Genomic DNA, 25923 nt, shown 5'->3' on the forward strand with positions numbered 1-25923 from the left:
TACATCTTATGTACACTACCCCTGCAAGAATTGAATATGCTGTTGCCACTGTTTTACCGCGGGCAGTAACCTTGTTTCGGTGATGGTGGCGAGAGTCTCTAGTGCTAATTGCGGTTGCTTATCTTCAAAGTAACTTAGCCCCAACAAATAGCGCCAATATTGATTAGTAGGCTCAGCTTTAATTTGTTGTTGCAATAATTGCTGGGCATTACGCCACTGTTCAAGGCTGAAGGCTAATTGACTGGCTAATGCGAGCGATTGCTTAGTTTGAGCTGGATATTGTTGTATTAAAGCGAGTGCCTGTTGGCGCTGTTGTGACATTAAATAGGCTTGAGTCAGTAACGGTAAAAAGGCTGGGTGTTGCTGTAGTTCACTTTGATGCTGCTGCAAAATAGTTGCGGCACGCTGTGGTGCTTGTTGTAACAGCAATAGTTTAGCCAATAGCGGTATACTGCGAGTAGGTAATAGCTTGGCTTTATAAGCACTACTGAGCACATTAAGCGCTTGTTGTTCATGGCCTGTTTGATACCAGTTTTGGCCTAAACGTTCCCAATATTGGCTTTGTTTCGGATAGCTGCCGACCATCAGTTGCAGAAGCTGGCGTTCATCTTTAACTTGTTGCTGTTGTTGATAAAGTGCCAATAGAAACTGTTGTCTAGACTCTGTGACATTATGGCGCAATGCTTGTTGCATGGCTTCAATAGCTGATTGTGGTTGCGCCAATTTATAGTGGCTATAGCTTATTAACGCATGGATTGCTGCGTTGGTTTCTGCCGTTATTGTCAGCGCGTTGGCAGGTAACGGTTCAGTTTGTTGTAACCATAATTGGGCTTGGTTAATACAGTTCTGATATTGGCCTAATTGGTAGTAAAGCTGGCTAGCGAGTTTATGTAACTCTACCTGCTGCACTTGGGTGAGTGGTAAGGTTAATAACAGCTGTGTTTGTTCTGCTGCACAGCTGTTTTTCTTGAGGCTAATACAGGCTTGTAAGTGCAGATATGTCACCATTTTTTGTATCTCTTTATCCGCAAATGTTTGCTGCTGTTGTAAGCGTACAATCTCAGGCAGTGTTTGCGCTGCATCCTGTTGTAATTGCTTTTGTAATTGCTGCATGCGCTGATAAATATCGGCATAGCTAGGCCAACTTAATAGGCATAGCATTGTGATCAAGAGACTATTTTTCCAATTCATAAGCAATAATTACCTGTTGCCATTCGTCTTGTTGTGGTGGCACAAAGCGCCAACGTAAAACGGCTCTTGCCGCAGAGCGATAAAAGACCCCTTGTGGGTGTTCTTCAATTAGCTCCACCTGTTTGACTCTACCTTCAGTTGAAATCAGTAGTTTCAAACTGACTCGGCCTTCAATCCCGCGTTGTTTAGCTCGCAGTGGGTATTGAGGTGGTGTTTGAAAACTCACTTGTGCCATGGCCAAGTTTGCTTGTATTTGGCTCCCAGGCGTGATGCCGACCTGACTAAAATTAAGCGTTGGTGCTTGTATTTCACTGATACTGTCTGGCGTGGCAAATTCTGGTGTTGTGATCACTATTTGGCTATCAATATTAACGGGGTTAATTGTCAGCTTCATCGGCGGTGGTGGCGGTGAAGATGTTAGCGGTGCATTAGTTAATGTTGTTGCGGTTTGCGGCTCATCCAAAGGCTTACTTATGGGGTCACTAAAATAGACCTGCGTTAATTGGATTTTTGCTGCCGGTGCGTGAATATCACTTAATGTAAGCCGATAGATTATGGCCGCTAATAGCAGATTTATCAGCAGTGAAACAGTCATGATGACACCGCGATTTTTAGTCGGAATGATGGGTTGCAACGGCCACATTATCCACTCCTGCAATTCTAATTTTGTCGATGACTTCGATTAACTTGCCACTATCAACAGATTTATCGACATCAATAATGGCACTGCTTTGGCCACCGTTAAGGCGCGCTTGTTTGATCTGTTTTTGCAATTGACTCGCGGCCACTATTTGCTGCTGAAACCAGATAGTATTGTTGCTGTCGATACTGACCATTAGCGCTGTTTTATCGGTATTGTCTTGCACTTGCGCACTGGGTCTGTCGATATCTAATGTTTGTGATTGCTGAAAACTGGCCGATAGAATGAAAAATATCAGCAGAATAAACACCACATCAATGAGCGGTGTCATATCGACATTGGCATCCGTCTCTGCTTCATCATTGTATTTAAACTGCATCTGCTGACTCCGACAGTGATTGTTTTAATTGACTTAATAAGCGTTGGTTAGCGCGTTTAAGTCGATAGCTCAGGTAAAGTCCTGATAGTGAGGTGACTAAGCCTGCAAGTGTGGTTAATAGGGCAGAGCTAATTCCCCCCGCTAATTGCTGGCTAATATTGGCTTGTCCCAATTGTAAGAAACTGCTGATCATGCCGTTGACCGTTCCGAGTAATCCGAGCAAGGGTAAGATTTTTATCAGGGTATTAATCCAAAGTTGATATTGGTTAAGTTGTCGCTGTGCTTGACTGATAAATGCCTGTTGCAGCTGCTGCTGTTGCCATTGACCTAACGAACTCAATTGCAGTCTTATTTGCTGTGTCTGCGTGAGCCATATCGGCCTGAGTTGATGGATGCGGTAATAACCCTGTAATAACAGATACCACATCACGCATGAAAGACTGATAATCAGCCATACCAGTGCATCAACTTGGGTGATAAATTCAATAAAATCGACCATATTAGTCTTGATTCTGACGCTGCTGAATAACGATGGCTGCAGCTTCTTGCTCTAACTGCTGACTTAATTGACGGCTTTTATTTTTAACCGCGCAATGCAGTAGTAATAGTGGAATAGCAGTCATTAGCCCGAGCTGAGTGGTGAGCAGCGCTTGGGCGATACCGCCTGATAATAACTCTGAATTATTACTGCCAAACTGGGTCATTACAGTAAAGGTTTCAATCATTCCGCCAACGGTACCAAGCAGGCCGAGCAGTGGTGGAATACCAGCTAATACCGCTAAAGTACCAATTCCTTTTTGCAGTGCAGGTAACTCATTCAAAATAGCACTATGCAAATGTGCGGCTAAATTGGCGTCCGTTACAGTATTTGTGGCGGCAATGATACGGCCTAACGCGTTATCTAAATTGGCATTAACTTGTGTTTGTTGTCGGTTGATACGCTGTTTCTCTTGGTATAAGTAGAACAGGCGATTAACACCGATGATTGTTGCAACAATGGCGATAAGAGCAATTAATACGCCGACTAAACCTGCTGGTGCTAATGCCTGCCACCAACGATTCTGGCCAGCCTGTTGTATTAATTGTCCCATACTAGGGTCGAGCCAAAAGCCTTGTTTAAGATGAGATAGCTGAGGTTGCAGAGCCACTATTTGCCACTGTTTTTGCGCTGGCAAATAATGCAACCAACCTTGTTCTGTTTGCGCGGTAAAGGGACCATATTCAGTGACTTGCATGGCATGTGGCTGACCTTTGCTATCAAGCACCATGGCATCATGTTGTTGCACTCTGGCGGTTAGCACGATTTGTTCTGTTAGTGCTTGCCATAATTGTTTAATTCGCGCTAAATCGAGTTGTTCATTATTGAGATTGATGCCACTGGTATCGTGCTGCCATAAACTATGTGGGCGCACGCTATCTAATAACAGTTGTTCATGTTCAGCAATGGTTTGAAAAACATGAGTTAGACTCGATTTTTCGGTATTGAGTTGTGATTGTTTATCTTTAAGTTGCTGTTGTAGGACAAGTAGCTGATCTTCTAGTTGCAAATTATGTTGCTGTATTTGCTGTAACTGTTGATTGAGTTGCTGCCCTTGTTGCTGCAGTTGTTGTAAATCAAGCTGGCTATTATGCACAAATTGTTTGGCAGCTAATTGTTCTTGTTGGCTGCCTTGTCGCACCTGTTGTAATACCTGTTGCAAGCTCTGTACTTGGCTATAACCACTAGATGGCAGCAATAACATTAACAAGGCTATTAAGTGAATTGAGCGCATTACTCTACCTCCTTTATTAATGGTAACTGCATTAATGCTGGTGGTATTTGACTTGTGGTCACAGCAATAGCTTGCGCAAGTGGGGCTAACCATTGTGTATCTAAGGGCTGCCAACGATCTTGCTGCCAGATGGCCGCTGATTGTTGATCAAGACTTAAATAGTAATAGCCTAATCGGCCTGCGCGTAAAAAGGTGACTAGGCTGCCATCGGGTAATTTCCCTTGCCAACTTTCACTGCTGTAGCCATAGCTGATTTCGACTTGATAGGCATCAAGTAGGCGCGTCATTTTCTCACCATTATCTAATTCTGCACTGGCCAAGGTTTGCGTTAATGCATCCAATCTCGCTTGGCGCTCAGCTTGTAAGAATGGCAAATCCGCGTCAATTAACTGCTGTAAGCTGGTTAACATATTTTGCATTAGAGGTAACAGCTGCATCCGCGTTTCTCTGAGCGTCTGGCGCTGATGTTGTAGCTGTATTATTGCATCTTGTAACTGTTGGATCTGATGATTAAGTTGCTGTTGATAATGGTCAGCTAATTGCATCTGCAATACGATTTGATGATTTTGTTGTTGTAGTTCTTGCTGTTGTTGATCAAGTTGTTGATGCTGTTGTTGGGCCTGTTGACTGGCCTTTAAACCTTGTTGATCAGCACTTTTAACTGTGGCTAACGTGGTTGCGTTTGCGGTGTGTGCCACAAAAATGGATAACATTAAAATGAGAGGTAAAGCATATTGATGTCGTACATATAGGAACATATTTAAGTATCACTTTTTAGCCGCAAACAGAGAAAAGAGCGCGGATATTACTATTAAATCTAAATGATAACAATTATCAATTGCATCGTAAGAGGGTTGATATAGGTTAAATTTGATAAATTTGCAGCTGATTTAAGCGGATATGCATGTTGTTATCGTTAACTAATGGTGATCTTCATCACAAAATAAGTAATCAATACAGGGTGGTTTTTATTACATTTGTAAATACTATGTTGTTTTTAAATGCTTTAGTATGAGCTATTAATTATAAAAATCTGTGAGCTATTACCTAAAAATAGCCTTGGTTGAGAAAACAATTAACATAACCGTAAAGATGATAATAAAAATCGTTATCATTAATGTAGGTAAAACCACAATTCTGCACTGGTTGTATTTGAGAATGATTATCATTAATGTGCAGTCAACTTAATGCTGACGATGATAATTAATCGATGACAAACTTCAAAAAATCCACATTATCTTTCTGTATTTGGGCAGGACTTTATGGGCCTGTGATGGCTTATGCCGCTACCGCGCCAGCTGATGATAGTCAGATATCGAATGCCAATACGCAAACCATCATCAAGGTGCGAGATCGCCAGCATGATGGCTTAACTGGTAAAGATAGCCTTGATGAGGAAGCTATTCGTCGCACCCCATCTGGCGATGGCAATTTAAGTGACATGCTTAAGTCTAATGTGAATGTGCGCTTTGAAACTGATGAGGATGGTTTCCAAGGAGGGGAAATAAAACCGGCTAGCGTATCGATTAATGGTGCTGAACCTTCTCAAACAGCTTACTCAATTAATGGCATTAATATTAATAATGATATTGATCCGACAGGTGAACTGTTCGATAAGGATGCCAGAACCTTACCGGGCATGAGTAATGAACAGGCGTATTTTTTTGATGCCAATATGCTGTCTAATATTACCGTTTATGACAGTAATATTCCGGCTAACCTCGGGGGCTTTACCGGTGGCGCAGTTGTTGCTGAAACACAAACTTACCAAGGTGTTAATGGTGTTTCTTTGAATTATCGCACTAGCCGTAGTGAATGGGCATCAATGCAGACTGATAGCAATATGGCTGCTGAGGTAGATGAGGCTAAACCGATTGGTTATGAAGCCACTTTTCAGCCGGATTATCGTAAAAATAGTTACAATATGATGCTGCAGCAAGGTCTTACCGATGAACTTGGGATGGTCGTCGGGTTGAGTCGCCGAGATTCATCACTTCGTCAAGCACGTACTTTAAATGCTAAGGGTGAACAGGGGCATGAAGATCAAACACGTCGTTCTGATAATGCCATGGTCAATTTTGCATGGACACCGAATACGCGCACTCGTATTGATTGGGATCTACGAGCCTCTCAATATCAAGAGCAGTTATACGTACTTGAAAATATAGATAATAACTTCACTGATAGCCATAAAGCCTACGGCACGACCTTACATTTACAGCAATTGCTAGATAGCGGTAGTTTATCGGTTCGTGCTGGTTTCGATCAGTTTATCGATGAGCGTGACTCTAATAGTTACCATGTTGAAACGACTCATGATGAATGGAATGAATTGCATTATGAAGTAGGTGGCTATGGTGATAGTCAATTAAAACAACGCAATATCCAACTACTTACTGACTATACTCTTGACCGTTTTGTACTGGGAGCAACAGAACATCAAATCCGTACTGGTATCGGTTTCACGCAAACAGATTATGATTTCTATCGCCCTAAAGCCGTCACATCCGAGGTGCATACCATTGTGATGCCTGATTGGAGTTTTGATGATTATGGACATGCTGTAGCCGGTAAAGTTTCGAGCCAATATCGCCAATATAGTGCCTATGTGGAAGATAATATTGGTTGGGGGGATTGGCAGTTCCGCCCAGGTATCCGTGTTGAACATGATGATTATATTAACGATGTTAACCTTTCGCCCCGTTTTGCAATGACATGGCAAGCGCTGGCTGATACTCGCTTAGATATGGGCTTAAATCGTTATTATGGCCGTTCATTTGCATCAATGGCATTGGCTGAAAAAGTAGCTCAGCTTGATCGTAAAGTGATGACGATCCCCAACCGGAATTTAAAAACACCTTACAGTGATGAGTTTACCTTTGGCGTGACGCAAGTATTGGATAATTGGACGGTTAATTTACGTTATAACCAGCGCCATTATCAAGACCGCTTAATTCCACTGAGCACCAGTTTTGGGGAAGGTGAAAATAAAGTCACCATTAAGCAATTACAAAATGGCGAAGAATATAAGGTCGATTTATACACTATACAAGTGGCTAATATTGAGCCGTTAGTGGCAGGGATTAGCCATTGGAATGTCAGTATTGGTGCGGATTGGATGGATACGCCGCGTAATGATCTCAATGATCCTGCACTTAGTAACGAGCAAGTGATCCTTGATGGTCAGTTAATGACTCGACGTGAGATGGAAGGCGCGGTTAATAGTTCAAAAGAGCAATGGCAAGTCCGTGCTGGTGTCGATATGACACTGCCGATGTGGAATGTGACTTGGTCAAATAAGTTTTACCTAAAAGCACCGGTTCGCGATTTTGAAGAGAATGAATCGGTGATGGATCCACAATACCCAACTTATTACGCTTATGACTATGGCACTCATACTCAGTGGGATAGTCGTTTACGTTGGCAGCCACCGTTTGCGGGGCAGTCGATGTATGTCCAATTTGATGTTGAAAATGTGCTAAATAAAGTACGTCAATTTGGCAGTAAACATAGCCGTAATAATGGAGATTATGGTCTTTATACGCCCGGCCGCCAGTTCTGGCTAGAGCTCGGATACCAATTCTAATCACTCTTGTAGCGAGCAAGGTAATCGCAACCATTATTTAAATGGGGTTGCTATTACGTCTTGCTCGCTTTTTCTTTTTTCTTTTTTTGAATATTTATTATGCAGTTAAATAATCTACCATTCCGCAAACAGGTATGGTCTCTCATTACCCCATATTGGCGTAGCAGTGAAAAATGGATCGCATGGTCACTGTTGTTAGTCGTGGTCGCGCTTAATTATCTAACCGTTGAAATTGCAGTGTTTTACAGTAATTGGAATCGCGAATTTTTTAACCTTATGCAAGATAAAGCTTGGCAATTATTTTGGCCGATGTTGGGGCAGTTTGTATTGCTGATGCTGGTATTTATGCTGGTGGATTTAGTTGAGGAGTATCTACGTCGAACCTTAAGGATCCGTTGGCGCCGCTGGCTTACTTATGCCTTTATTGAACAGTGGATGAAGGATAACAATATTTATCGACATCAGCTTTGCAGTAAAGACAGCGATAACCCAGATCAACGTATAACCGAAGATATTAAAACCTTCTGTGATATGACCTTATCAATGGGGTTAGGGTTACTGCGTACCGTGACGAGCCTATTTTCATTTATCGTTATTTTATGGGGTTTGTCAGGCATTTTAGAGTTTGAGTTTGCCGGTGAACAATGGCATATCCCCGGTTATATGGTGTGGGTTGCGATTGTCTATTCTGTGATAGGTACTTGGCTGACCCATAAAGTTGCCCGTAATCTTATTCCGCTTAATTTTAATCAAGAGAAAGTAGAAGCTGATTTTCGGTTTCATTTAATGCGTGTGCGTGAACATGGTGAATCAGTGGTGATTCAGCAGGGCGAACAAGTTGAGAAAAAACGCGCTCGTCAGTTATTTGGACGTATTTTCGATAATTGGCAACAGTTAACCATGATGAAGATGCGCTATAACGCACTGAATAGTGCTTATAACGAAGTTGCTCGAATTTTCCCTTATCTTGTTGCGGCCCCAAGGATGATGACAGGAGCACTTCAGCTGGGCGATATGATGCAAACCGCGACGGGCTTTTATCGAGTACAAGAAGCTTTTAGTTGGTTTGTTGACTCATATGAAGAGGTTGCCCAATGGCGCGCGGTGACCAATCGCTTGATTACCTTCTCAGTTAATTTAGAGCAATTACCCGATGTGACTCGATTTACTGAAAGCGAGCAGCCTCAATGGCAAGCATTGACCTTACATGATCCACAACAAGCGCCTTTGTTGCAAAGTGATGCGGGAACGCTGGCAAAGCATACCATGCTAGTTGGAGCATCCGGCGCGGGTAAGAGTACCTTCTTTAAATTACTTGCAGGCATTTGGCCTTACTTTAACGGCCATATCAGTATGCCTAAAAAAGACCTTTGCATGTTTATTCCACAGCGCCCTTATTTGGCTTATGCCAGTTTACAGCAAGTACTGTGTTATCCCGCTAATAGTGATAAATACAGTGCCAATCAATGTCAGCAAGCATTGGCCGATGTAGGTCTAAATGGTTTAGCTGATGAGCTGGACAAGATTGACCATTGGCAAGCCCGCCTCAGTGGTGGTGAAGCACAAAAATTAATGCTGGCAAGAGCCTTACTGCATCAACCTAAGTGGCTATTTTTAGATGAGTCATTTAGTGCCATTGATAAAACGGCGGCGGCGAGCTTGTATCAATTGCTTAAATTACGAATGCCAGAGAGTCATATTATTGAAATTAATCATCATCAACAGCGGCAATCAATGGCCAAGCAGTTACAGCTTCGTGATGGTAATTTAGTGGTAGAGAATTAATGATGAAATATTATTTTAGTGCAGCAGTCATGCTGGTCAGTAGCTTATTGTTATCAGCTTGTCAGTTGCGAGACAGCATCACAGAACTTCAATTACCAGAGCAAGATCCGAATGTCATTATCGGCCAGTTAGATAATGGTTTTAAATATTATATTGCGCCCAATCAATCACCTAACGAGCGGGTATATATTCGTTTAGTGGTCAATGCCGGCTCAATGAATGAGGATGATGATCAACGTGGCGTTGCCCATATTGTTGAGCATATGGCATTTAATGGCAGTGCGAACTTCCCCGGTAACAGTGTGATAGATGCTCTGGAACATGCAGGTATGAAGTTTGGTGTTGATATTAATGCCTTTACCGATTTTGAAAATACGGTTTATACCCTTAATTTACCCAATAATAAGCCCGAAACAGTTGATTTAGCCTTAACTGTAGTCGCCGATTGGGCGGGGCGTGTAAGTATGAATCGCGGAGATTTAGATGCTGAGCGTGGCATTGTCTTGGAGGAGTGGCGTGCTCGTTTAGGTCCTATGTTACGTTTAGGCGATAAAAAGTCTGCTATTGAGATGGCTGGCTCACGCTATATTTTACGAGATCCTATTGGTGATCCTGAGACCATTAAACATGTGCCGACTGCGCGTGTAGCCGATTTTTATCAACGTTGGTACCGGCCAGATAATATGTCAGTGGTGGTGGCTGGCGACATTGACGCCACACAAGTAATGACTCAGTTACAACACAAATTAGCTTTTTTAGCGAAACCGATTACGCCACTAGAGAAGATTGATTATCAGGTTCCTTTAATTAACCATTGGCGAGTGGCTGAGGTGAGTGAAGTGGGCATGGATACGCCGTCACTGGAGCTAAGCTTTTTTACACCAATGCTCACCGAGGTCAGCTTGGCAAGTTATCGTCAAGACTTAGCTCGTCAAATTGCGATTAGGTTGTTAAATGTACGTCTACAAGAGTGGGAGAAGCAACATCCTGCTGGGATTGAATCTGCTAACTTTTTCTCAAGTGCCGTAGGCCGAGATGTCCGTCAAAATGTGTTTACACTGCAATTGCATGATCAAGATTATAAAGCGGCGGCAATAGTACTGTTTAATCAGTTAGCACAGATAAATCAACAGGGCTTTAGTCAGGCTGAAATTGATCATGAGCTAGAGCGATTGCTTAAGTTAAACCAGCATAATCAAGATGTACTGACTTATAGCATCGATCTTGCAGGTGATTTAATGGTGACTGCGGCAACCAATGGCCGTTGGCTTGGTGATGCGGCGCAAAAGCAGTTATCAAAGCAACTATTAACGCAATTGCACGGCGCTGAAATTAATCAAGCATTTAAACAGTTGATTGCTCCGCCAGCGAGATTAGCGCTTATGACCAGTGTCGCTGGATTTACGAGTAAGCCACAGCTATTGACACAAACCGATATTGCGCAAGCTTGGCAACAGAGTATGACGACTATTCAACCTGCTTATAAAGTGCGTAAGGTTGATGCCCAATTACCCACGCTAACAACCGTTGCAGGTAGCAGCCAGTTTGTTCGTGATTGGCAGCAGGGTAAAGTAAAAGAGTATCGACTGAGTAATGGCAGCCGCCTGTTTTACAGTTTTAATGATGCAAGTCCCGGTGAAGTACACTTTAAAGCCCTGACTCAAGGTGGTTTAAACAGTATTGTGCAGCAGGATTATCATGGTTTACGCATAGCGGCTAATCTTGCGGATGATACTGGCGTTGGGCTTATTCCAGAGCAAACGTTGATTGATGCGACAGGGGTTTACCCCATTGTTTTGTCAACCATTCTAGACAATAAACAACAAGGTTTTAGTGGTTGGTCAACACCAGATGACTTTGCTACGTTATTGCAGTTATTTAGGTTTAAGCTGCAAGATGTGGTGATTGATGACAAACTTTTTGCTCAATATAAGCATGACACATTAAATCGATTGGCGGTGGTAGCAACGGATCCAGAAGAGATCTTTGTGCGCGAGGTGGAGCGACAACGTTTTGGTGATATGCCAACGGTTTACAGTGTTACTGCCACTGAAATGGAAGCCTTATCGGCCAGTCAGTTGGCAGCACTTTATAAGCAATACATTTTGGCTAAAACTGACTTTACTTACTTTATTGTGGGGGATTTGCCAGAGCCGCAACTGCTGCGTCTGATGGATCAATATTTAGCATCAACCCCCGTTAAACATCGTGCATCAACGTCTTGGCGTTTATACCCACATACGCCATCAGAGCGGTTAACCATGTCAATTTCGCGTGAGCCAAGAGCGGAAGTTGAGATCTACTATACTGCACCTAAATTAACAGGTAAGTATGCTGAGTTTGACTTGGAGATTGTGAGCGCCGCGTTGCAGGAGCAACTGCGTTTGGCATTACGGGAAGAGGCCAGTGGGGTATATGGTGTCACGAGCTGGTTATGGCAACGTCACGATGAAGCGATTGCTAATGGTTTAGTTCGATTTGCCTGTGACCCAGCAAGAGCTGAATCGCTAATAGCGCTGACGAGACAAGTGATGCTAACGCTTGAATCACAAGGTTTCCCACAAACCAGTGTGGCTAATAAACAACAGCAAATGAAAGATGAATTGATGCGTTATAGTCGCGGCAATTTGGGGTGGTTAGAGCAGATGACGACTTGGTATATGCGTGATGGTGATTTATCACAATTGTCATTAGCGACTGAAGCCAACAATAGCGTTAATCAGCAGCGAGTTAATCAAACTTATAATGAATTTATCCAGTCAGCATTAACTTTTGAAACGCTGCTTTTACCGCAAAAATAGTGCGCTTAAATTAGCTTAATCTTTATTAACATGCCGCTATAAATTAGCGGCATTTTTTATTCTATTGCTAATAATGTAAGCGACGCTTGAGATCTTGCAGTTTATATTGAGCACGATCCACTTGACGTTGTAGCTGAGTTAAATCGTGTTTATTGTCATTAAGCTGTTCTATTTGATTAAGGATTCGCTGTCTTTGCGCTGGCGTTAAGTCACCATAAATCAGCTTTTGTTTGAGGTTTTGTAACTGCTGTTGCTGACTGTCTATTTCAAACTGAGCATCTTCAAGTTTTTGTTTTGCTTGGCTGAGGTGTTGTTTCGCTCGATAAAGCTGCTGACCTTGGCGATAACCTGTGAGGAAATCAGGCGCGAGTTGGCTTGGGCATACGCCTTGATATTGATAGCCATTGCTGCCGGCATAAAAGCCACTGCTGGCATTACAAAATTGTTTAATCCCTTGGTTATAGCCTTGCTGATATTCATTAAAGTTAAGTCTGACATTGTATTCAGCACAGGCAGAACTACGGCTACCAGCCGCATTGGCGGAAGCACCTTGACTGCCATCTTGAAAGCCGATTGCATACCAATTAGCATTTTTACACTCTCCTTCATTCATAACTGCGCAGCCGTTTAGCGCTGCCATTAAAGAGGTGATTAACAATATTCGGGCGAGTGTTGCAGTCATAACAATCCAAGCGAGGTGGCAAAGCCGCCATTATAAATTGTATCAAGCTGCTGTTACAACTTATGCATGGACATAAAAAAAACGCTCCCGAAGGAGCGTTATAAGTTGGGTGATTAGTGGTTAGCTAATCGCTATCGATGACCTAACTAAATGCGAGGAACGGCGATACGCATAGTAGTAAACCCGTTGCGATAATGATGTATAACGATGCACCTTTAAATTTGTGTAGCATAGGTACTTTATATACTAAGTATGCAGGGATTAAACAGCCTACCAAACCAAAGATTGGGCTACAAATTGATGTGAAGCTCAATACTGGTGCGTTAAGTACGATAGCGCCCCAAGATAATAAGATAGTAAAGATCATGATGCCGTAACCCACATGCTGCTTATTGATCTTATCTTCAGCAACGAAGCGGCTTAATACGTTAATTGCTAGACCTTGGCACGCTTCACGGAAGCCTAAATACACACCAAAGTAAGCAGTCATTACAGCAAAGATGTTAAGGGTTAAGGTTAATAGCTTAAGTGTATTACCTGGAACACCCTGCGCTACCATTGCTAGTGCAGAGATATTTTCTTCAGAAGCTTTAACAGCTTGGTCATGACCCATTGCTAGCGTAAATGAAACTGCGTAGAAGAATACCACTACAAACAGGATACCAAAGGCAATGTTCATTGCACGCATTGCTTTAAAGCGAGCAACTTCAATTGATTTTTCTCTTGAACGGTAAGAGATAACCATTGGGCTTAAGCTTTGAATGAATAGGATTGAAGTTAAAGTAAAAGGAAGCATTACAATGGCGTCTTTTACCATATCACCTGCAGCTGGTGCTGCCATGATGTTAGCGGTATCCCACTTGCTAATCATCATGATACCTAGTAGTGCAACTACACCAAGCTTGGTTAGCACCATAAATGATGAGATTTTGAATAGCAGATTCTCGCCACGAGAAGCTAATGCCACTAATAAACAAATTAATGCTAGACCATAGAATGGATTATGAGATAGCAACTCTTTAGTAACACCAAAGCTTTGTAGGAATGATGCACTGTCGTTAGTAATTGCTGTTGAGTATACGAATACCCAGATAACCAACATAACGAAGTAAAGGGCACCTAGGAAAATACCCCAGTTTTTACCTAGATAACCTGAAATAACGCTTGGGTAATCCTGACACTCTTTTGATGCAGCTAAAGTGTTAATAAATAAACGTTGGAACATGTACATGGCTGGGTAACCAATGACTGCTGACAGTAAGAATACCCATAAACCCATTAGACCTACCTGTACAGGTAAAAACACGATACCTGCACCAATGGCCATACCAATACTCATGATAATCCAGCCCCAATCGGTGCTGTCAAAACGAGTTGCTTCTTTCCAGGCAGTACTATTGGAGCGATCTACATCAGTCCAGGTTGCAGCGGTATTTTCTGCTTTCATATTTTAACCTTTAGTGTTTTTTACTTTGCATCTCAGTCAGTCGCTTGGCTATATTTTCAAGTCGCTTGTGATTTTTGCAAATATATTTGAATAATTGGCGGTGAGATAATACTCAATAAATAGATACAAATATCGAGATCTAAGTCTCAACCCATTAAAAATAGGTTTATTTTTTTAGTTTTTGGTTAGTTTTGCAAAATCAACCACACAAACGTGCAAATTTACTTGCAAAATAATTTATTTGAATTTATGTAATACTAAATAAGTAACCTATGACGATTAAGCTAAATTTATGCAAAAAATATTTGCTAAATTGTTAGTTGCTACAACATCGATAAAGGGTGAGGTAATGGGCTTTTGTTGCGATGAAAGTGAGATTTGAGTTTAATGTTAACACTTTGATTATTCAGAATATAAAGGGTGTAATACTCTACCTTATAGTTAATAGGTTACATATTCAAAATACTTATAAGATATAGCGAAAGAGAGGGGCTTTAGGTACGCCTTGAGACGCACCTAAATTGCATAAATAACGTTTATTTTCTGTGTTAAAAACCGTGTTGACTGCTACTAACTCGGAACCAGCCCGCAATTGAATAGCGGTTAACTGTCGTTGGCAACACTTCATGGGGGAAGCGTTCGCTGAGAAATACCACCCATTTACCAAATTTAGGGGCAACTTGCCTAACTTCGAGCTCATGATCCTTATCATCAAAGATCACTAATTTACCTTCATGCTGCTCTTGCCAGTCAGGGTTAAGAAATAGCACTGAGGTGAGAATGCGATTACGAGTACCTGGCAGCGCATCGATATGCTTTTGATAAAATGCCCCAGGTTGATAAATCGCATAATGGCTTTCAAAATCAAATAGTCCCATATAAAGACGACGGTTGATGCCCTCTTTGAGCTGTTCCATTAATGATAGATATTGATTATCGATAGTATCGGTTGGACTGAGCCAACTGATTTGGTCACTACGTATTTGCTGGTTAGTTTGTTGATCGCGGCCACGACCAATGGCAGCATCTTTATAGTCATCCCATTCACTTTGCTGAACTTTACCAAGTAGTGCTTGGCAAACTTCGGCTGGGATTTGATCTGATAATACGATATAGCCATTTTCGACCAAGCTATCAGCAATGGTATCTAATATTGTTTCTGTTAATTGAAATGTCATTGTTGCACCCCAAAAATAGCAAAAAGCCGATTGGCTTAGTCAAAATTGGGCGGATTCTATGGGGCGGGTTTAGCGAATACAATGCGTTAATCGATTAAATTTCGCTTATGTTGATACATGCTGATGCACCTGTTTTTATTAGGTTTTACTTATTGATTAATCATGATTGCAAGGCGGGTTTTGTGATCGAATATTGAGCATTTATTATGACAATTGCAGGTTTTGACTCGGCTGAGTAAAACCTGCAATTTAAAGTGATTGTGATTAACTTTGTAGGATTTTAAGTGGTAGTCCCAGTAGTTCATCACCACTGCTAGCAAAATACCAAATAATGGCAACCAATGCCCCAACAGTTAATAGGTACCATATGGTTGAGAAAATCTGGCCATATCGATCTAATGGAATGAGGTGTGATTGATGACGACTACGCCATTCGACACCAATTTCGATACTACCAATTAACAGCAAAAATCCTAATAACGCTAAGCCGAGGGTGTAACTGATATAGACCCCAAACAATGCTCCTACAATACAGGCAATAAGGCCCATTGTGGTGTTCATTGAAAAGCTAATGCTTTTTAAAATATGGCCACCATCTAAGGGTAAGATTGGCAGTAAGTTAAACAGGTTCAGTAATGCATTAAATGCAGCTAAACCTGCAAAAAATGGATTATCCGTTAACTCATAAGCAATCAGTGATATTACTGACATCAATAAGCCAAAAGTCGGCCCCATAATGGAGATGACCACATCTTGCCAGCGGGTATTAATTTTCTCATCACTTAAGGCCAAACCGCCCATAAATGGGATTAAATAGATCCCTTTGGTTTTCATACCAAAATGTTTCATCGCACGGATATGACCATACTCATGAAAAACTAAGCAAGCAATTAATGCCAGTGCAAATTGAAATGAGAATAACCATGAATAAGCTGCAACACTGGCACCGGCCAATACCACTTTGATGACTTTGGCGCTTTTTAATAGCTTAAAGCCCAGTGACATTAACCCAACTAAACTAAATTTTGTCGGTACTGATGGCGGCGTGACCGGGGTTTGTTGCTCAATATCTTTGATATCACGCTGGCCTTGACTGAGTGGCTGTCCATTGACCCAAATGTGATAACTAAATGCAAAAGGTTGCCATTGCACATTTGATTCAAACTTGATGTGGATGGTTTCAGTCTCACCTTGTTCATTGTGGCTAGTCAGTTCAAACTCATGGGTTTTAACACCTTGATTGTCAGCTGATGCTTGGATTACTGATACTGGCGTATTATCCCAAAAAAGTTGCTGCCAACCCGCTAACGAAGCTTCTAAACGCAGCGATTTGCCTAAGCATTGTGTATTAAGTAGTTCCAATTATTATCTCACGTAGACTTTATATTTATTATTTTCGGCGATGACATTAACTTGGCCAAAGTATTGGCTAATCACATCACTGTAAGGTAAATGACGGTTGGCAACGATTTGCCATTGGCCGCTAGGTGTCAGCGCTTTGGCACTGTCAGCGACAAAACGATGGGCAATATCTGTGGTGCTGGCTAAACCATCATGAAAAGGTGGATTAGAAATAATGGCATCAAATTGACCTTGGGTTTGATTTAAGCCATCAGATGCATAGACTTTACCTTGCATATTATTAGCCGCTAACGTTAGCTCGCATGACGCTAGTGCCATTGCATTAATATCAACGCATTCTATTTGTAAATCTGCTTGTGCTTTAAGTAGTGATGCTGCAATGACTCCTGCGCCACAGCCAAAATCAAGTACGCGACCTTGTAGTGTTGGTAAGTTCTCCAACAATAACTCGGTGCCAGCATCTAATTTCTTTTCACTAAAGACGCCCACAAGGTTACAAATGGTAATTTCGCCCTGTGGTGTGGAAAGGGTATAAGGTTTATTCCAGTCAGCAAGATCAATCGCTTTTGCATCGGCAATTTGATTGGCACTGTAAAGTAAGCAGTGGCGTGCATTATCCAGCTTAAAAGCTTGATCAAAATAACAACTTTGCTGTTTAGCAAATGACTTAATGCCCCCTTTATTTTCACCTACGACTAACAGCTGACCATCATGATTTAAGTGATGGGCTGCAAGTTGCAGTAAATAGGCGAGTAGGGGTTTGGCTTTTGGATAGTAAATAACAACACTATCAAACTTTTGTTGGTGCGGCAGTTGATGACCAAAAAAAACATCAAGATTAGCAACTTTTGACCGATAAACTGTTTGATAGTGATTGAAATCTAATGCCAGTGCCGTTACTGCATTGGCATGTTCAAGCAATGCTTGCGCTGCATGATCAGATTCAATATTAAGCATTAATACGTTTTGACCTTTAACAAGGTGGGCATTACGTAATAGTGTTTGTGACGGATTAGACAGCACAGAAAGATGCTCATAACAATAAATAATGAGCCATATTATATACGCATTATGATCCTTAAGGCATCACTGGATTATGCGCCCTCTAGGAGGGTGAAGATATTGGCTAAAATATGGGATTGAAGCACTAGTCTTTTGTACTATTTGTTAACCTTTGTTGCGTATTATATTGACTATTTTTTATCATTAGACCATTGTTGTCATATCAAACTAGGGTCTGTTGATGTGTTAAACAAGTAGGGAGACTTGGGATGCGCCTGGTGGTTACATGGACGTTAATTCTATTTCTATTTTGTCCGCAAACATCTGCTGCGCAGGTGATACTAAATGAGTCAGTCGATAATTCAGCCATATCTGCTGAAGAACTTCGTTTGATTTTTTCCCGTCAAAAACTGTATTGGCCTGATGGCCAAGCCATCAAAGTCTTTGTGCTTGCTCCTGATTCTGATTTACATCGTGAGTTCTGTATTGAAGAACTCGATATGTTGCCATTTATGCTACAACGGCGTTGGGATCGCTCTGTTTATTCAGGTACGGGGGACCGTCCTGAAATTGTCAAAACAGAGCAGCAAATGATGGGTAAAGTACGCAATACCCCTGGTGCTATTGGTTATATTTCTAGCCATGCCTCATTCCCACAGGGAGAATTTCAATTTGAAGAATAAATCGATTTTGCTCTGTACCTTGCTATTGGCAAGCACACCAGTGGCCGCAAAAACATGGCAATTAAATGGTTATGCCAGTCAAGGCTATGTCAATGTTGAGGACAGTCAATTTATTGTGGGCGATAAAGGTGACACATTCAAAGCATCAGAGTTAGGGCTTGCTGGTTCTTGGAGTCCATGGGAACATTTTCGCTTTGCTGGTGCGGTTAATTATCGTCAGTTTGGTAACCTTGCCGATGATGATGTTGAGTTTGATTACCTATTTGCTGAGTACAGTTATCCTGTGTTTGAGAATAGTACTTTAGGCTTGCGTTTAGGGCGTACTAAAAACGAGTTAGGCTTTTATTCTAGTACTCGTGATGTTCCTTTTGGTCGTCCAAGCATTATGCTACCACAATCTATTTACTCTGATTACTTTAGGGATTCACAGCTGCATGTAGACGGTGGAGACTTATTTGGTAAGCATATTTTATTTGATGGTGTGTTTGAATGGCATGCCACCATTGGTCAATTAGGTGTAACCGATCAATTTACCGAAAATGTATTAGGTAGCAGTGAACTGGGTAAATTTGATTCTGAAGAGTATTACGCTGTCGATTTAGATTATCAAGGCGATTATCTACATTTAGGTTTGACCTATTATAAAGCGGCTATTGGTTTTCATACCGCTAATAACAACACATATCGAGATGGTAAAATCAGTGTAGAGAGTGTTGTAGGCTCGATTCAATATCGTTATAACTGGTTCGAAATTACGGCAGAATATAGTTTTGTTGATAATGGCTTTAAAGGTATCGAGCTGGCCTCTGCAACTGATACATCTCAGTATGACTCGCAAGGTTATTACATCGATTTGCGTTTTTATCTACCAGAAAATGTCGAGCTGTTTATCCGTTATGATGATCATATAGCAAACAAAGATTATCCTGATGGGGGAAATAAACCTTGGGGTCCCTATTATGGTTACACTCATGATTGGACTTTTGGAAGTCGCTGGACTTTTGCCGATGATTGGATGCTAGCAGCTGAATATCATCAAATAGAAGGAGCGTCTTGGGTTGCACCTGTTGCCGCACCTAATCCGATGACACAAGCTAAAGATTGGTCAATCTTTTTAATGCAGCTCTCTTATCGTTTTCAATGGTGATTGAATGAGTCCAAGCAAGTCTCGCTTATGGTTTGTTAGCTTAAAATGGAAACTGTTATTGAGTGTGTTATTTATGCTGATGTTAGTTGGCATAATGCTTGGGCTATTTGCTTATAAACAGCTGCTGACACAGCAGCACTTTATTTTACAGAATCAAAAAAACAAGTTTGAGCAAAACTTGCATACTACCGTGACCCAAGTGGTTGATCAGTCAACCACTTCGGCGCAGCAATTTACCCTGTTATTGAATCAAATCCCTGCAGAGCAAACTGAGCAAGAATTTCAGCAATCTTTTGCGCAATATTGGTCTGACATGCGCCTATTCTGGGGCTTAACGTCGCTGACGTTATTTAATACCGATTACCATACCTTAGCCGCGGTGGGTAAAGACGCTGATGAAAATACCTTTAATTGGATTAATGGCCTTAAATATATCGATCGGCCGCAGTGGCGTTTTGTCTGTGAGGTGCAATGTAATTTGCAAGTACTAGTGCCGACCTTGTTTAGAGGCAAAATGCACTTGTTATTAATGGGCTCTGACTTAACTGAAATGTTGACTCGTTTTCGGATGAATGGTGAGTATGAACTCGCCGTATTAGGGCCAGAATTCACTAATGGTAAACAGGGTTTTTGGGGACATGATTTATACAGTTTATCTAATCGTGAGGTGGGCATATCACTGCTAGATCATGCTGAACAGAAGTGGGATTGGCAGCAAATAATTAAATCTAACCGGACTTATGAGTTGGATGGCAAAACGTTAACTCTGTGGTCGTTTAAGTTAGATGAGAAGGCGATCAGTTCGCCGATGTTATTGGTGTTTTCTGATGTGACTGAGTGGCAATCTATTATTAATCGTTTTCAGGTTAACTTAATTGGCACCTTGTTATTTGCCTTGGTACTCGCCTCCGGTTTGGTATTAGTGTTTGCTTGGTTACCGGTTAATCGTTTGGGGCAACACGCTAAATTACTGCCTTTATTAGCTGAACACCGATTCGATGAGCTACGTGATGCTTTTCCTAAGCAAGATAATATGGTGGTTGATGAGATAGATCTGATTAACGATGCTACCTTGTCACTGACCGATAAATTACAAGATTTAGAGGAAGAAGTTGAAGGCTATACTGCTGAGCTAAGACGCCAAGCAATGATGGATAGCCTGACCGGCTTGCCTAACAAATCAATGTTATTACATGAGCTGAATAAAGCGATTGCCTGTGTGGGGCGAACTCATAATGAAATTGCTCTGCTGTTCCTTGATTTAGATGATTTTAAGCGCATTAACGATACCTTAGGCCATAGTGAAGGTGATGAATTACTGATTATCTTGTCCAAGCGCTTTGAAAGCAGCGTACGGGCGATGGACACAGTGTTTCGGCAAGGTGGCGATGAGTTCTTAATTTTGTTACGAGGCTTGCGTAATGACCAAGATGTACGCCGCGTGATCCACAAGATTTTTGAGTCACTGCAAGAGCCTGTTATTCTCGGCAATCATAAAATTATTACCACGACAAGTGTTGGCGTTGCTTACTGTAAGTATCCGCAAATGGAAGCTGAGCAGCTTATTCAAAAAGCTGAGCTGGCAATGTATAAAGCTAAGGCTGCTGGCCGCAGTAACTTTAGAGTTTTTACCGATGATATGCTGATGCAGGCCAATAATCGGATGATGATCGAACAAGATATTGGTCGAGCTATGGCTGATAAAGAGCTCGATTTGTTCTTACAGCCAATCATTGAAATTAGTACGGGTAAGGTAAAAGGTTTTGAAGCATTGATTCGCTGGAATCATCCTAGCCGTGGCTTGATTATGCCGAATGATTTTATTCCAGATATTGAGACCAGTGATGCCATTATCGATGTCGGTAATTATGTGATTGTGGAAGGTATTGCGTTATTGGCAAAGTTGTTTGCTCAAGGTTGGTCAGATCTCTATATGGCGATTAACTTGTCATCCAAGCACTATTTGAGTCCGGGGTTAATCGAGTATATTCAACGTGAGTTAGATAAGCACAATATTCCACACCAATCATTATTATTGGAAGTGACGGAAGAGAGTGTGATTGAACAGTTAGACGAAGCCCGCCGTGTAATGCAAGAGCTTAAAGCGCTCGGGGTACGGATTGCAATTGATGACTTTGGTACGGGTTACTCATCATTAAGTTACCTAAAACAGTTACCGTTTGATGTGCTTAAAATTGATCGCTGCTTTACCTCAGGGATTTTAACCAATAGTGTTGATTCACATATTATTTCAACTGTGATTGATTTAGCCCACAACCTAAACAGAATAGTGGTGGCAGAAGGGGTCGAAACCTATGAGCAAGTGGACTTCTTATCGAAGGTGGAATGTGAATTAGCGCAAGGTTATCTTTACTCCAAGCCTCAGCATGAAAAAGTTATCTTTGAAACGCTGGCGAAAATGGATACAGATTGTGTGTGGCCAGTGGCTGAACCAGAACCACACACAATGCAGAAGGTCGGCAGTTAGCTTATTTCAGAGTCTTAGCGGGCAATAGCGACATCAGCTTGTCGGCAATGTCAGTATTATCTTGATGACCATTAAACAGTTGCGCGCCTGGACCTGTGGCAAACACTTGCACATCAACCCCTGTATGACCATGGGTTGTCCAGCCCGTATAGCTGCGTAGGTTAATAATATCTTTAAGCTTATTGGTGAGCAGTTTTTGGCCTTGCATACGCGCCTGTTTGAGCTGCTCTAGCTCTGCTGCCGTTAATTCAAAGCCTAACAAATTTGTTGCTATTGGCTGCCAATCTTGTTGGTCGATTATCTGAGTAGCAATCGCATTGGGTGAGGCGTTAATTCCTTTAACTAAGGCACTATCCCACTGGTATTTACTGTTGGCTCCAATCGATAATCCACCAGTATTATGATCCGCTGTTACGACCATTAAGGTATCTGGGTGCTGGCGACTAAATTGCTCAACGGTTTCAATACTATTGGCAAATTCATCCATTTCATGCATTGCCGTGGCAATATCATTGCTGTGTCCAGCCCAATCAATCAAGCTCCCTTCAACCAATAACACAAACCCGTGTGGATTTTGTTGGCTAAGGAGTTGCAGCGCTTTATCGGTGAGTTGATTAATATTGATGGCTTGTGGCTGATCAATGCGCCATGGCAGTTGTTGTTCGGCAAATAGACCAATAACCTTACCCGTATTAACGCCTTCAAGCTGAGCTTGGCTTTCAACCAACTGGTAGCCTTTGGCCTTAAATTGTTCCAATAATGACTGACTAAAGTTAGCTCTACCACCGCCAAGCATCAGATCAACATCGCTATTGAGATATTGCTTAGCAATCTCTTTGGCTTGCTTTCTATCTTTATGGTGCGCTAAAAAAGCGGCGGGAGTCGCATGAGTCACTGGCGCACTGACCACAATGGCTGTGGCCATATTACGCGCTTTCGCTTGCTGCATAATGGTGCTCAGTGGCTGCTGATTAATATCAACCGAGACCGCACCATTATAGGTCTTAACCCCTGTGGCTAATGCCGTCGCGGCTGCCGCTGAGTCAGTGATATAGCCACTTTGTTTGTGAGGGTAGGTTGATGCCATGCCCACTAATAAACGGTCAAATACGGTTTGTTCTACCTCTTCGGTAGCAGGATCATCTTTATAGTAGCGATAGGCACTGGTAAAGCTGGGTCCCATGCCATCACCCACCATAATAATGATATTTTTAGGCACTGTAGGGGCAGGTATTAAGCCTGTTGCTGCTTGAGCTTGAGCCACTAATAACAGTGATAAACCTACCGGTAGAGCATATACAAACCGCATAATCTATATCCTTATAATGTGTTCTATTATTGCAGGCGAGCTTCAATGGCATCCATTAGCATGCCCGTAATATCAACATCAAAACTGGCTTCAATCTCTTTAATACACGTTGGGCTAGTGACGTTAATTTCAGTGAGCTTATCACCAATTACATCAAGGCCTACAAAGATCAAACCACGTTTTTTCAGCTCTGGGCCAATCGCACGTGCAATGGCAAAATCTGATTCAGATAATGGTTGCGCAACGCCAGTGCCACCTGCGGCTAAATTACCGCGAGTTTCGCCTTTCATTGGAATACGAGCCAATGCATAAGGTACGGGTTCGCCATCAACCACTAAAATACGCTTATCGCCTTGAGTGATTTCAGGGATAAAGGTTTGCGCCATTGCGTACTGTTGGCCATGATTAGTCAAGGTTTCAATAATCACCCCAAGGTTGGCGTCATTGGGTTTGATACGGAAAATTGAACTGCCGCCCATACCATCAAGTGGTTTGACAATGATGTCTTGGTGCTTGGCATAAAAGTCACGGATACGTGCTGCATCACGACTCACCAATGTGGTTGGGGTAAACTCACTAAACCAAGCCGTAAATAGCTTTTCGTTAGCATCACGCAAACTTTGTGGTTTATTGACAATTAAGGTTCCTAATTCTTCAGCACGCTCAAGCATATAGGTCGCATAAATGTATTCGGTATCAAATGGCGGATCTTTACGCATTAAAATGACGTTAAGTTCAGATAATGGCGTATCAACAGCAGCTTCTAGCTGATAGTAGTCTTGCGGATCATCTTTTACGGTTAACTTAGCCATTTTGCCCATTGCAACGCCGTCTAACATGGCTAAATCTTGCATCTCCATGTAATACAGTTCATAGCCTCGCGCTTGCGCGGCTAATAACATTGCAAAGCTTGAATCTTTTTTAATATTGATACCACTGATGGGATCCATCACGATGCCAAGTTTAATCATATTGTTTTCCTTTCAGTTAATCCGTTATTAGCCAATATCGCCAAATTTTAGTTGCAAAGCACTAATGGTCGTTAACGCAGCGGTTTCAGTTCTTAGTACTCGAGGGCCAAGCAGAATTTCAGTAAAATCAAAATCCTGTGTCATATCGATCTCTTGGCTTGATAATCCGCCTTCTGGGCCAATAAGTAAACGCACTTTATTATTCGTCAGTGATAGGCCGTTAATACCAAATTTAGCACGTGGGTGCAGATTCAGTTTTGTTGCGCTAGTTTGTTCGCTACACCAAGCTTGTAAGTCCATTGCGGGGCGTATTTGTGGTACAAAACTTCGGCCTGATTGTTCGCAAGCACTGACGACGATTTTTTGCCATTGTTGGATTTTTTTGTCTAAGCGCTCGCCACTTAATTTAACGCCGCAGCGTTCTGAAAATAGTGGTGTAATAGTGGTCACACCTAACTCAACTGATTTTTGAATGGTGAAGTCCATTCGATCGCCACGGGAGATAACCTGACCTAAGTGGATATCTAATGGTGATTCTGAGTTATTTTCGGTACTTGATAAGATGCTGACGGTGACATTTTTCTTGCTGCTTTGTGTGATTTCAGCAAGGTAATCATGACCATCACCATTAAATAGTCCAATTTGCTCGCCTGCTTGCATGCGCAATACTCGACCAATATGGGCTGCGCCATCTTCATCTAAGTTGTAACTTTGGCCAACCGCGAGTGGCGCATTTTGGTAAATTCTTGAAACACTCATCTATGTGACCTTAATTTGCAGAGCTTGAGTTGTGGTTGCGTTTGATACATTGACTTTGTACAAACGGATTGTGATTACCCTGAATATTAGCAATTAACTGGTCACGTTTACACTCAATTGCGCTGACAGGGTAGGTTTTATCCCATGCTTGCATCAATTTTTGCTGTTGACTCGACATGCGCAACTTATATTGTTGGTGCATATAAAGGTAAGTACGTGCGATTTGGCCGCGCGCATTAATGGGTGGCTGTGCTTTTTTGTCTTTAAAGTCGATCACCATAGTGCATTGACCGTATTGCGTTGGCGTGGCATTCCATTGGCTAAAACGGAAGTTATTTCTATCGCCGTTTACTTCTCCAATGGATGGTACTAGGTTGTGTAGATCGGATTCCATCTTTTTAAAAGGGGCACTGTTACGTTTACAGTTTTTACGGCCGCCTTCTTGCCAACATTGTAGCTGATGACCAAAGGCCCAAGCTGGCACAATATGTTCCCACTCAATGCGATTGGCTCGTTTTTGTTGCTTTCTAACTTGATAGCCACAACTGCTTAATTCTGGTTTCCATTTCTTGTGACTAATATCGATATCACAACCACAATAGAAGGTCACTGCGGGTAAGTCATGTTCAGTATAAAGCTTACTTGCAATGCGTTTAGCTTGGCTAAAGCTGGTGGGGTGAGCAGGTGTAGTATCTTTCGCCACACTATATTGAGGCATCAAAAAAGACCCGAATAGCATCG

General features: G+C 41.9%; 21 protein-coding genes. 6 read left to right on the forward strand and 15 right to left on the reverse strand.

The annotated features are described in order from the left end of the window. Positions 1-15: 15 nt before the first annotated feature. Genes JCM15074_RS13955 through JCM15074_RS23710 form a run of 6 tightly spaced genes read right to left on the reverse strand, consistent with a single transcriptional unit; the run spans position 16 to position 4740 of the window. Positions 16-1191: a tetratricopeptide repeat protein gene (locus tag JCM15074_RS13955; protein WP_025821752.1), complete on the reverse strand. Its 1176-nt coding sequence runs from the start codon at positions 1189-1191 to the stop codon at positions 16-18. Then, positions 1175-1834: an energy transducer TonB gene (locus JCM15074_RS24965; protein ID WP_025821753.1), complete on the reverse strand. Its 660-nt coding sequence runs from the start codon at positions 1832-1834 to the stop codon at positions 1175-1177. Before JCM15074_RS24965 ends, JCM15074_RS13955 begins: the two co-directional genes overlap by 17 nt. Further along, positions 1803-2210, reverse strand: a complete 408-nt coding sequence (locus JCM15074_RS13965; protein WP_025821754.1) for an ExbD/TolR family protein — start codon at positions 2208-2210, stop codon at positions 1803-1805. The genes JCM15074_RS24965 and JCM15074_RS13965 overlap by 32 nt, the downstream gene beginning before the upstream one ends. Further along, positions 2200-2709, reverse strand: coding sequence for a MotA/TolQ/ExbB proton channel family protein (locus JCM15074_RS13970; RefSeq protein WP_025821755.1), 510 nt, complete (start codon positions 2707-2709; stop codon positions 2200-2202). The genes JCM15074_RS13965 and JCM15074_RS13970 overlap by 11 nt, the downstream gene beginning before the upstream one ends. A 1-nt stretch (position 2710) precedes the next feature. After that, positions 2711-3982, reverse strand: a complete 1272-nt coding sequence (locus JCM15074_RS13975; protein ID WP_025821756.1) for a MotA/TolQ/ExbB proton channel family protein — start codon at positions 3980-3982, stop codon at positions 2711-2713. Beyond that, positions 3982-4740 (reverse strand): DUF3450 domain-containing protein, encoded by a 759-nt coding sequence (locus JCM15074_RS23710; protein ID WP_025821757.1) that lies wholly within the window; start codon positions 4738-4740, stop codon positions 3982-3984. The genes JCM15074_RS13975 and JCM15074_RS23710 overlap by 1 nt, the downstream gene beginning before the upstream one ends. A gap of 452 nt (positions 4741-5192) precedes the next feature. On the opposite strand from JCM15074_RS23710, the gene JCM15074_RS13985 reads away from it, so the two are divergent. The 3 genes from JCM15074_RS13985 to JCM15074_RS13995 all read left to right on the forward strand — a co-directional run bounded on the left by JCM15074_RS13985 (position 5193) and on the right by JCM15074_RS13995 (position 12154). Beyond that, positions 5193-7568 (forward strand): TonB-dependent receptor plug domain-containing protein, encoded by a 2376-nt coding sequence (locus tag JCM15074_RS13985; protein WP_084267020.1) that lies wholly within the window; start codon positions 5193-5195, stop codon positions 7566-7568. Positions 7569-7667: 99 nt separating this feature from the next. Then, positions 7668-9353, forward strand: a complete 1686-nt coding sequence (locus JCM15074_RS13990) for an ABC transporter ATP-binding protein/permease (protein ID WP_025821759.1) — start codon at positions 7668-7670, stop codon at positions 9351-9353. Further along, a complete protein-coding gene (locus tag JCM15074_RS13995; RefSeq protein ID WP_051536905.1) occupies positions 9353-12154 on the forward strand; it encodes a M16 family metallopeptidase in 2802 nt (933 codons plus the stop codon). The genes JCM15074_RS13990 and JCM15074_RS13995 overlap by 1 nt, the downstream gene beginning before the upstream one ends. A gap of 67 nt (positions 12155-12221) precedes the next feature. Here JCM15074_RS13995 and JCM15074_RS14000 read toward each other — a convergent pair whose 3' ends face one another. The 5 genes from JCM15074_RS14000 to JCM15074_RS14020 form a co-directional block, all read right to left on the reverse strand. Continuing rightward, positions 12222-12836 (reverse strand): DUF2799 domain-containing protein, encoded by a 615-nt coding sequence (locus JCM15074_RS14000; protein WP_025821761.1) that lies wholly within the window; start codon positions 12834-12836, stop codon positions 12222-12224. Positions 12837-12978: 142 nt separating this feature from the next. Continuing rightward, positions 12979-14283, reverse strand: coding sequence for an aromatic amino acid transport family protein (locus tag JCM15074_RS14005; RefSeq protein WP_025821762.1), 1305 nt, complete (start codon positions 14281-14283; stop codon positions 12979-12981). Between the two features lie 548 nt (positions 14284-14831). Further along, entirely contained in the window at positions 14832-15461 is a 630-nt protein-coding gene (locus tag JCM15074_RS14010; RefSeq protein ID WP_025821763.1) for a 2OG-Fe(II) oxygenase, read from the reverse strand. A 264-nt stretch (positions 15462-15725) separates the two neighbouring features. Beyond that, on the reverse strand, positions 15726-16823 hold the full coding sequence (locus JCM15074_RS14015) for a site-2 protease family protein (RefSeq protein ID WP_025821764.1): 1098 nt from the start codon (positions 16821-16823) through the stop codon (positions 15726-15728). A 3-nt stretch (positions 16824-16826) separates the two neighbouring features. Continuing rightward, a complete protein-coding gene (locus JCM15074_RS14020; RefSeq protein ID WP_025821765.1) occupies positions 16827-17846 on the reverse strand; it encodes a class I SAM-dependent methyltransferase in 1020 nt (339 codons plus the stop codon). A 248-nt stretch (positions 17847-18094) separates the two neighbouring features. Between JCM15074_RS14020 and JCM15074_RS14025 the strand changes: the two genes are divergently transcribed. The 3 genes from JCM15074_RS14025 to JCM15074_RS14035 are packed head-to-tail and all read left to right on the forward strand — an operon-like array spanning position 18095 to position 22143. After that, a complete protein-coding gene (locus JCM15074_RS14025) occupies positions 18095-18508 on the forward strand; it encodes a hypothetical protein (protein WP_025821766.1) in 414 nt (137 codons plus the stop codon). Next, positions 18498-19655, forward strand: coding sequence for a TonB-dependent receptor (locus JCM15074_RS14030; protein WP_025821767.1), 1158 nt, complete (start codon positions 18498-18500; stop codon positions 19653-19655). The genes JCM15074_RS14025 and JCM15074_RS14030 overlap by 11 nt, the downstream gene beginning before the upstream one ends. Before the next feature lie 4 nt (positions 19656-19659). Then, a complete protein-coding gene (locus JCM15074_RS14035; protein ID WP_025821768.1) occupies positions 19660-22143 on the forward strand; it encodes a putative bifunctional diguanylate cyclase/phosphodiesterase in 2484 nt (827 codons plus the stop codon). A 1-nt stretch (position 22144) separates the two neighbouring features. Here JCM15074_RS14035 and JCM15074_RS14040 read toward each other — a convergent pair whose 3' ends face one another. Genes JCM15074_RS14040 through JCM15074_RS14055 form a run of 4 tightly spaced genes read right to left on the reverse strand, consistent with a single transcriptional unit; the run spans position 22145 to position 25921 of the window. Then, entirely contained in the window at positions 22145-23452 is a 1308-nt protein-coding gene (locus JCM15074_RS14040) for an alkaline phosphatase (protein ID WP_025821769.1), read from the reverse strand. A 26-nt stretch (positions 23453-23478) separates the two neighbouring features. Further along, positions 23479-24423 (reverse strand): glutathione synthase, encoded by a 945-nt coding sequence (gene gshB / locus JCM15074_RS14045; protein WP_025821770.1) that lies wholly within the window; start codon positions 24421-24423, stop codon positions 23479-23481. A 27-nt stretch (positions 24424-24450) separates the two neighbouring features. Then, positions 24451-25182, reverse strand: coding sequence for a 16S rRNA (uracil(1498)-N(3))-methyltransferase (gene rsmE, locus JCM15074_RS14050; RefSeq protein ID WP_025821771.1), 732 nt, complete (start codon positions 25180-25182; stop codon positions 24451-24453). Between the two features lie 10 nt (positions 25183-25192). Further along, positions 25193-25921, reverse strand: coding sequence for an endonuclease (locus JCM15074_RS14055; protein WP_051536909.1), 729 nt, complete (start codon positions 25919-25921; stop codon positions 25193-25195). Positions 25922-25923 lie beyond the last annotated feature (2 nt).

Source organism: Shewanella marina JCM 15074, assembly GCF_000614975.1.
Classification (GTDB): domain Bacteria; phylum Pseudomonadota; class Gammaproteobacteria; order Enterobacterales; family Shewanellaceae; genus Shewanella; species Shewanella marina.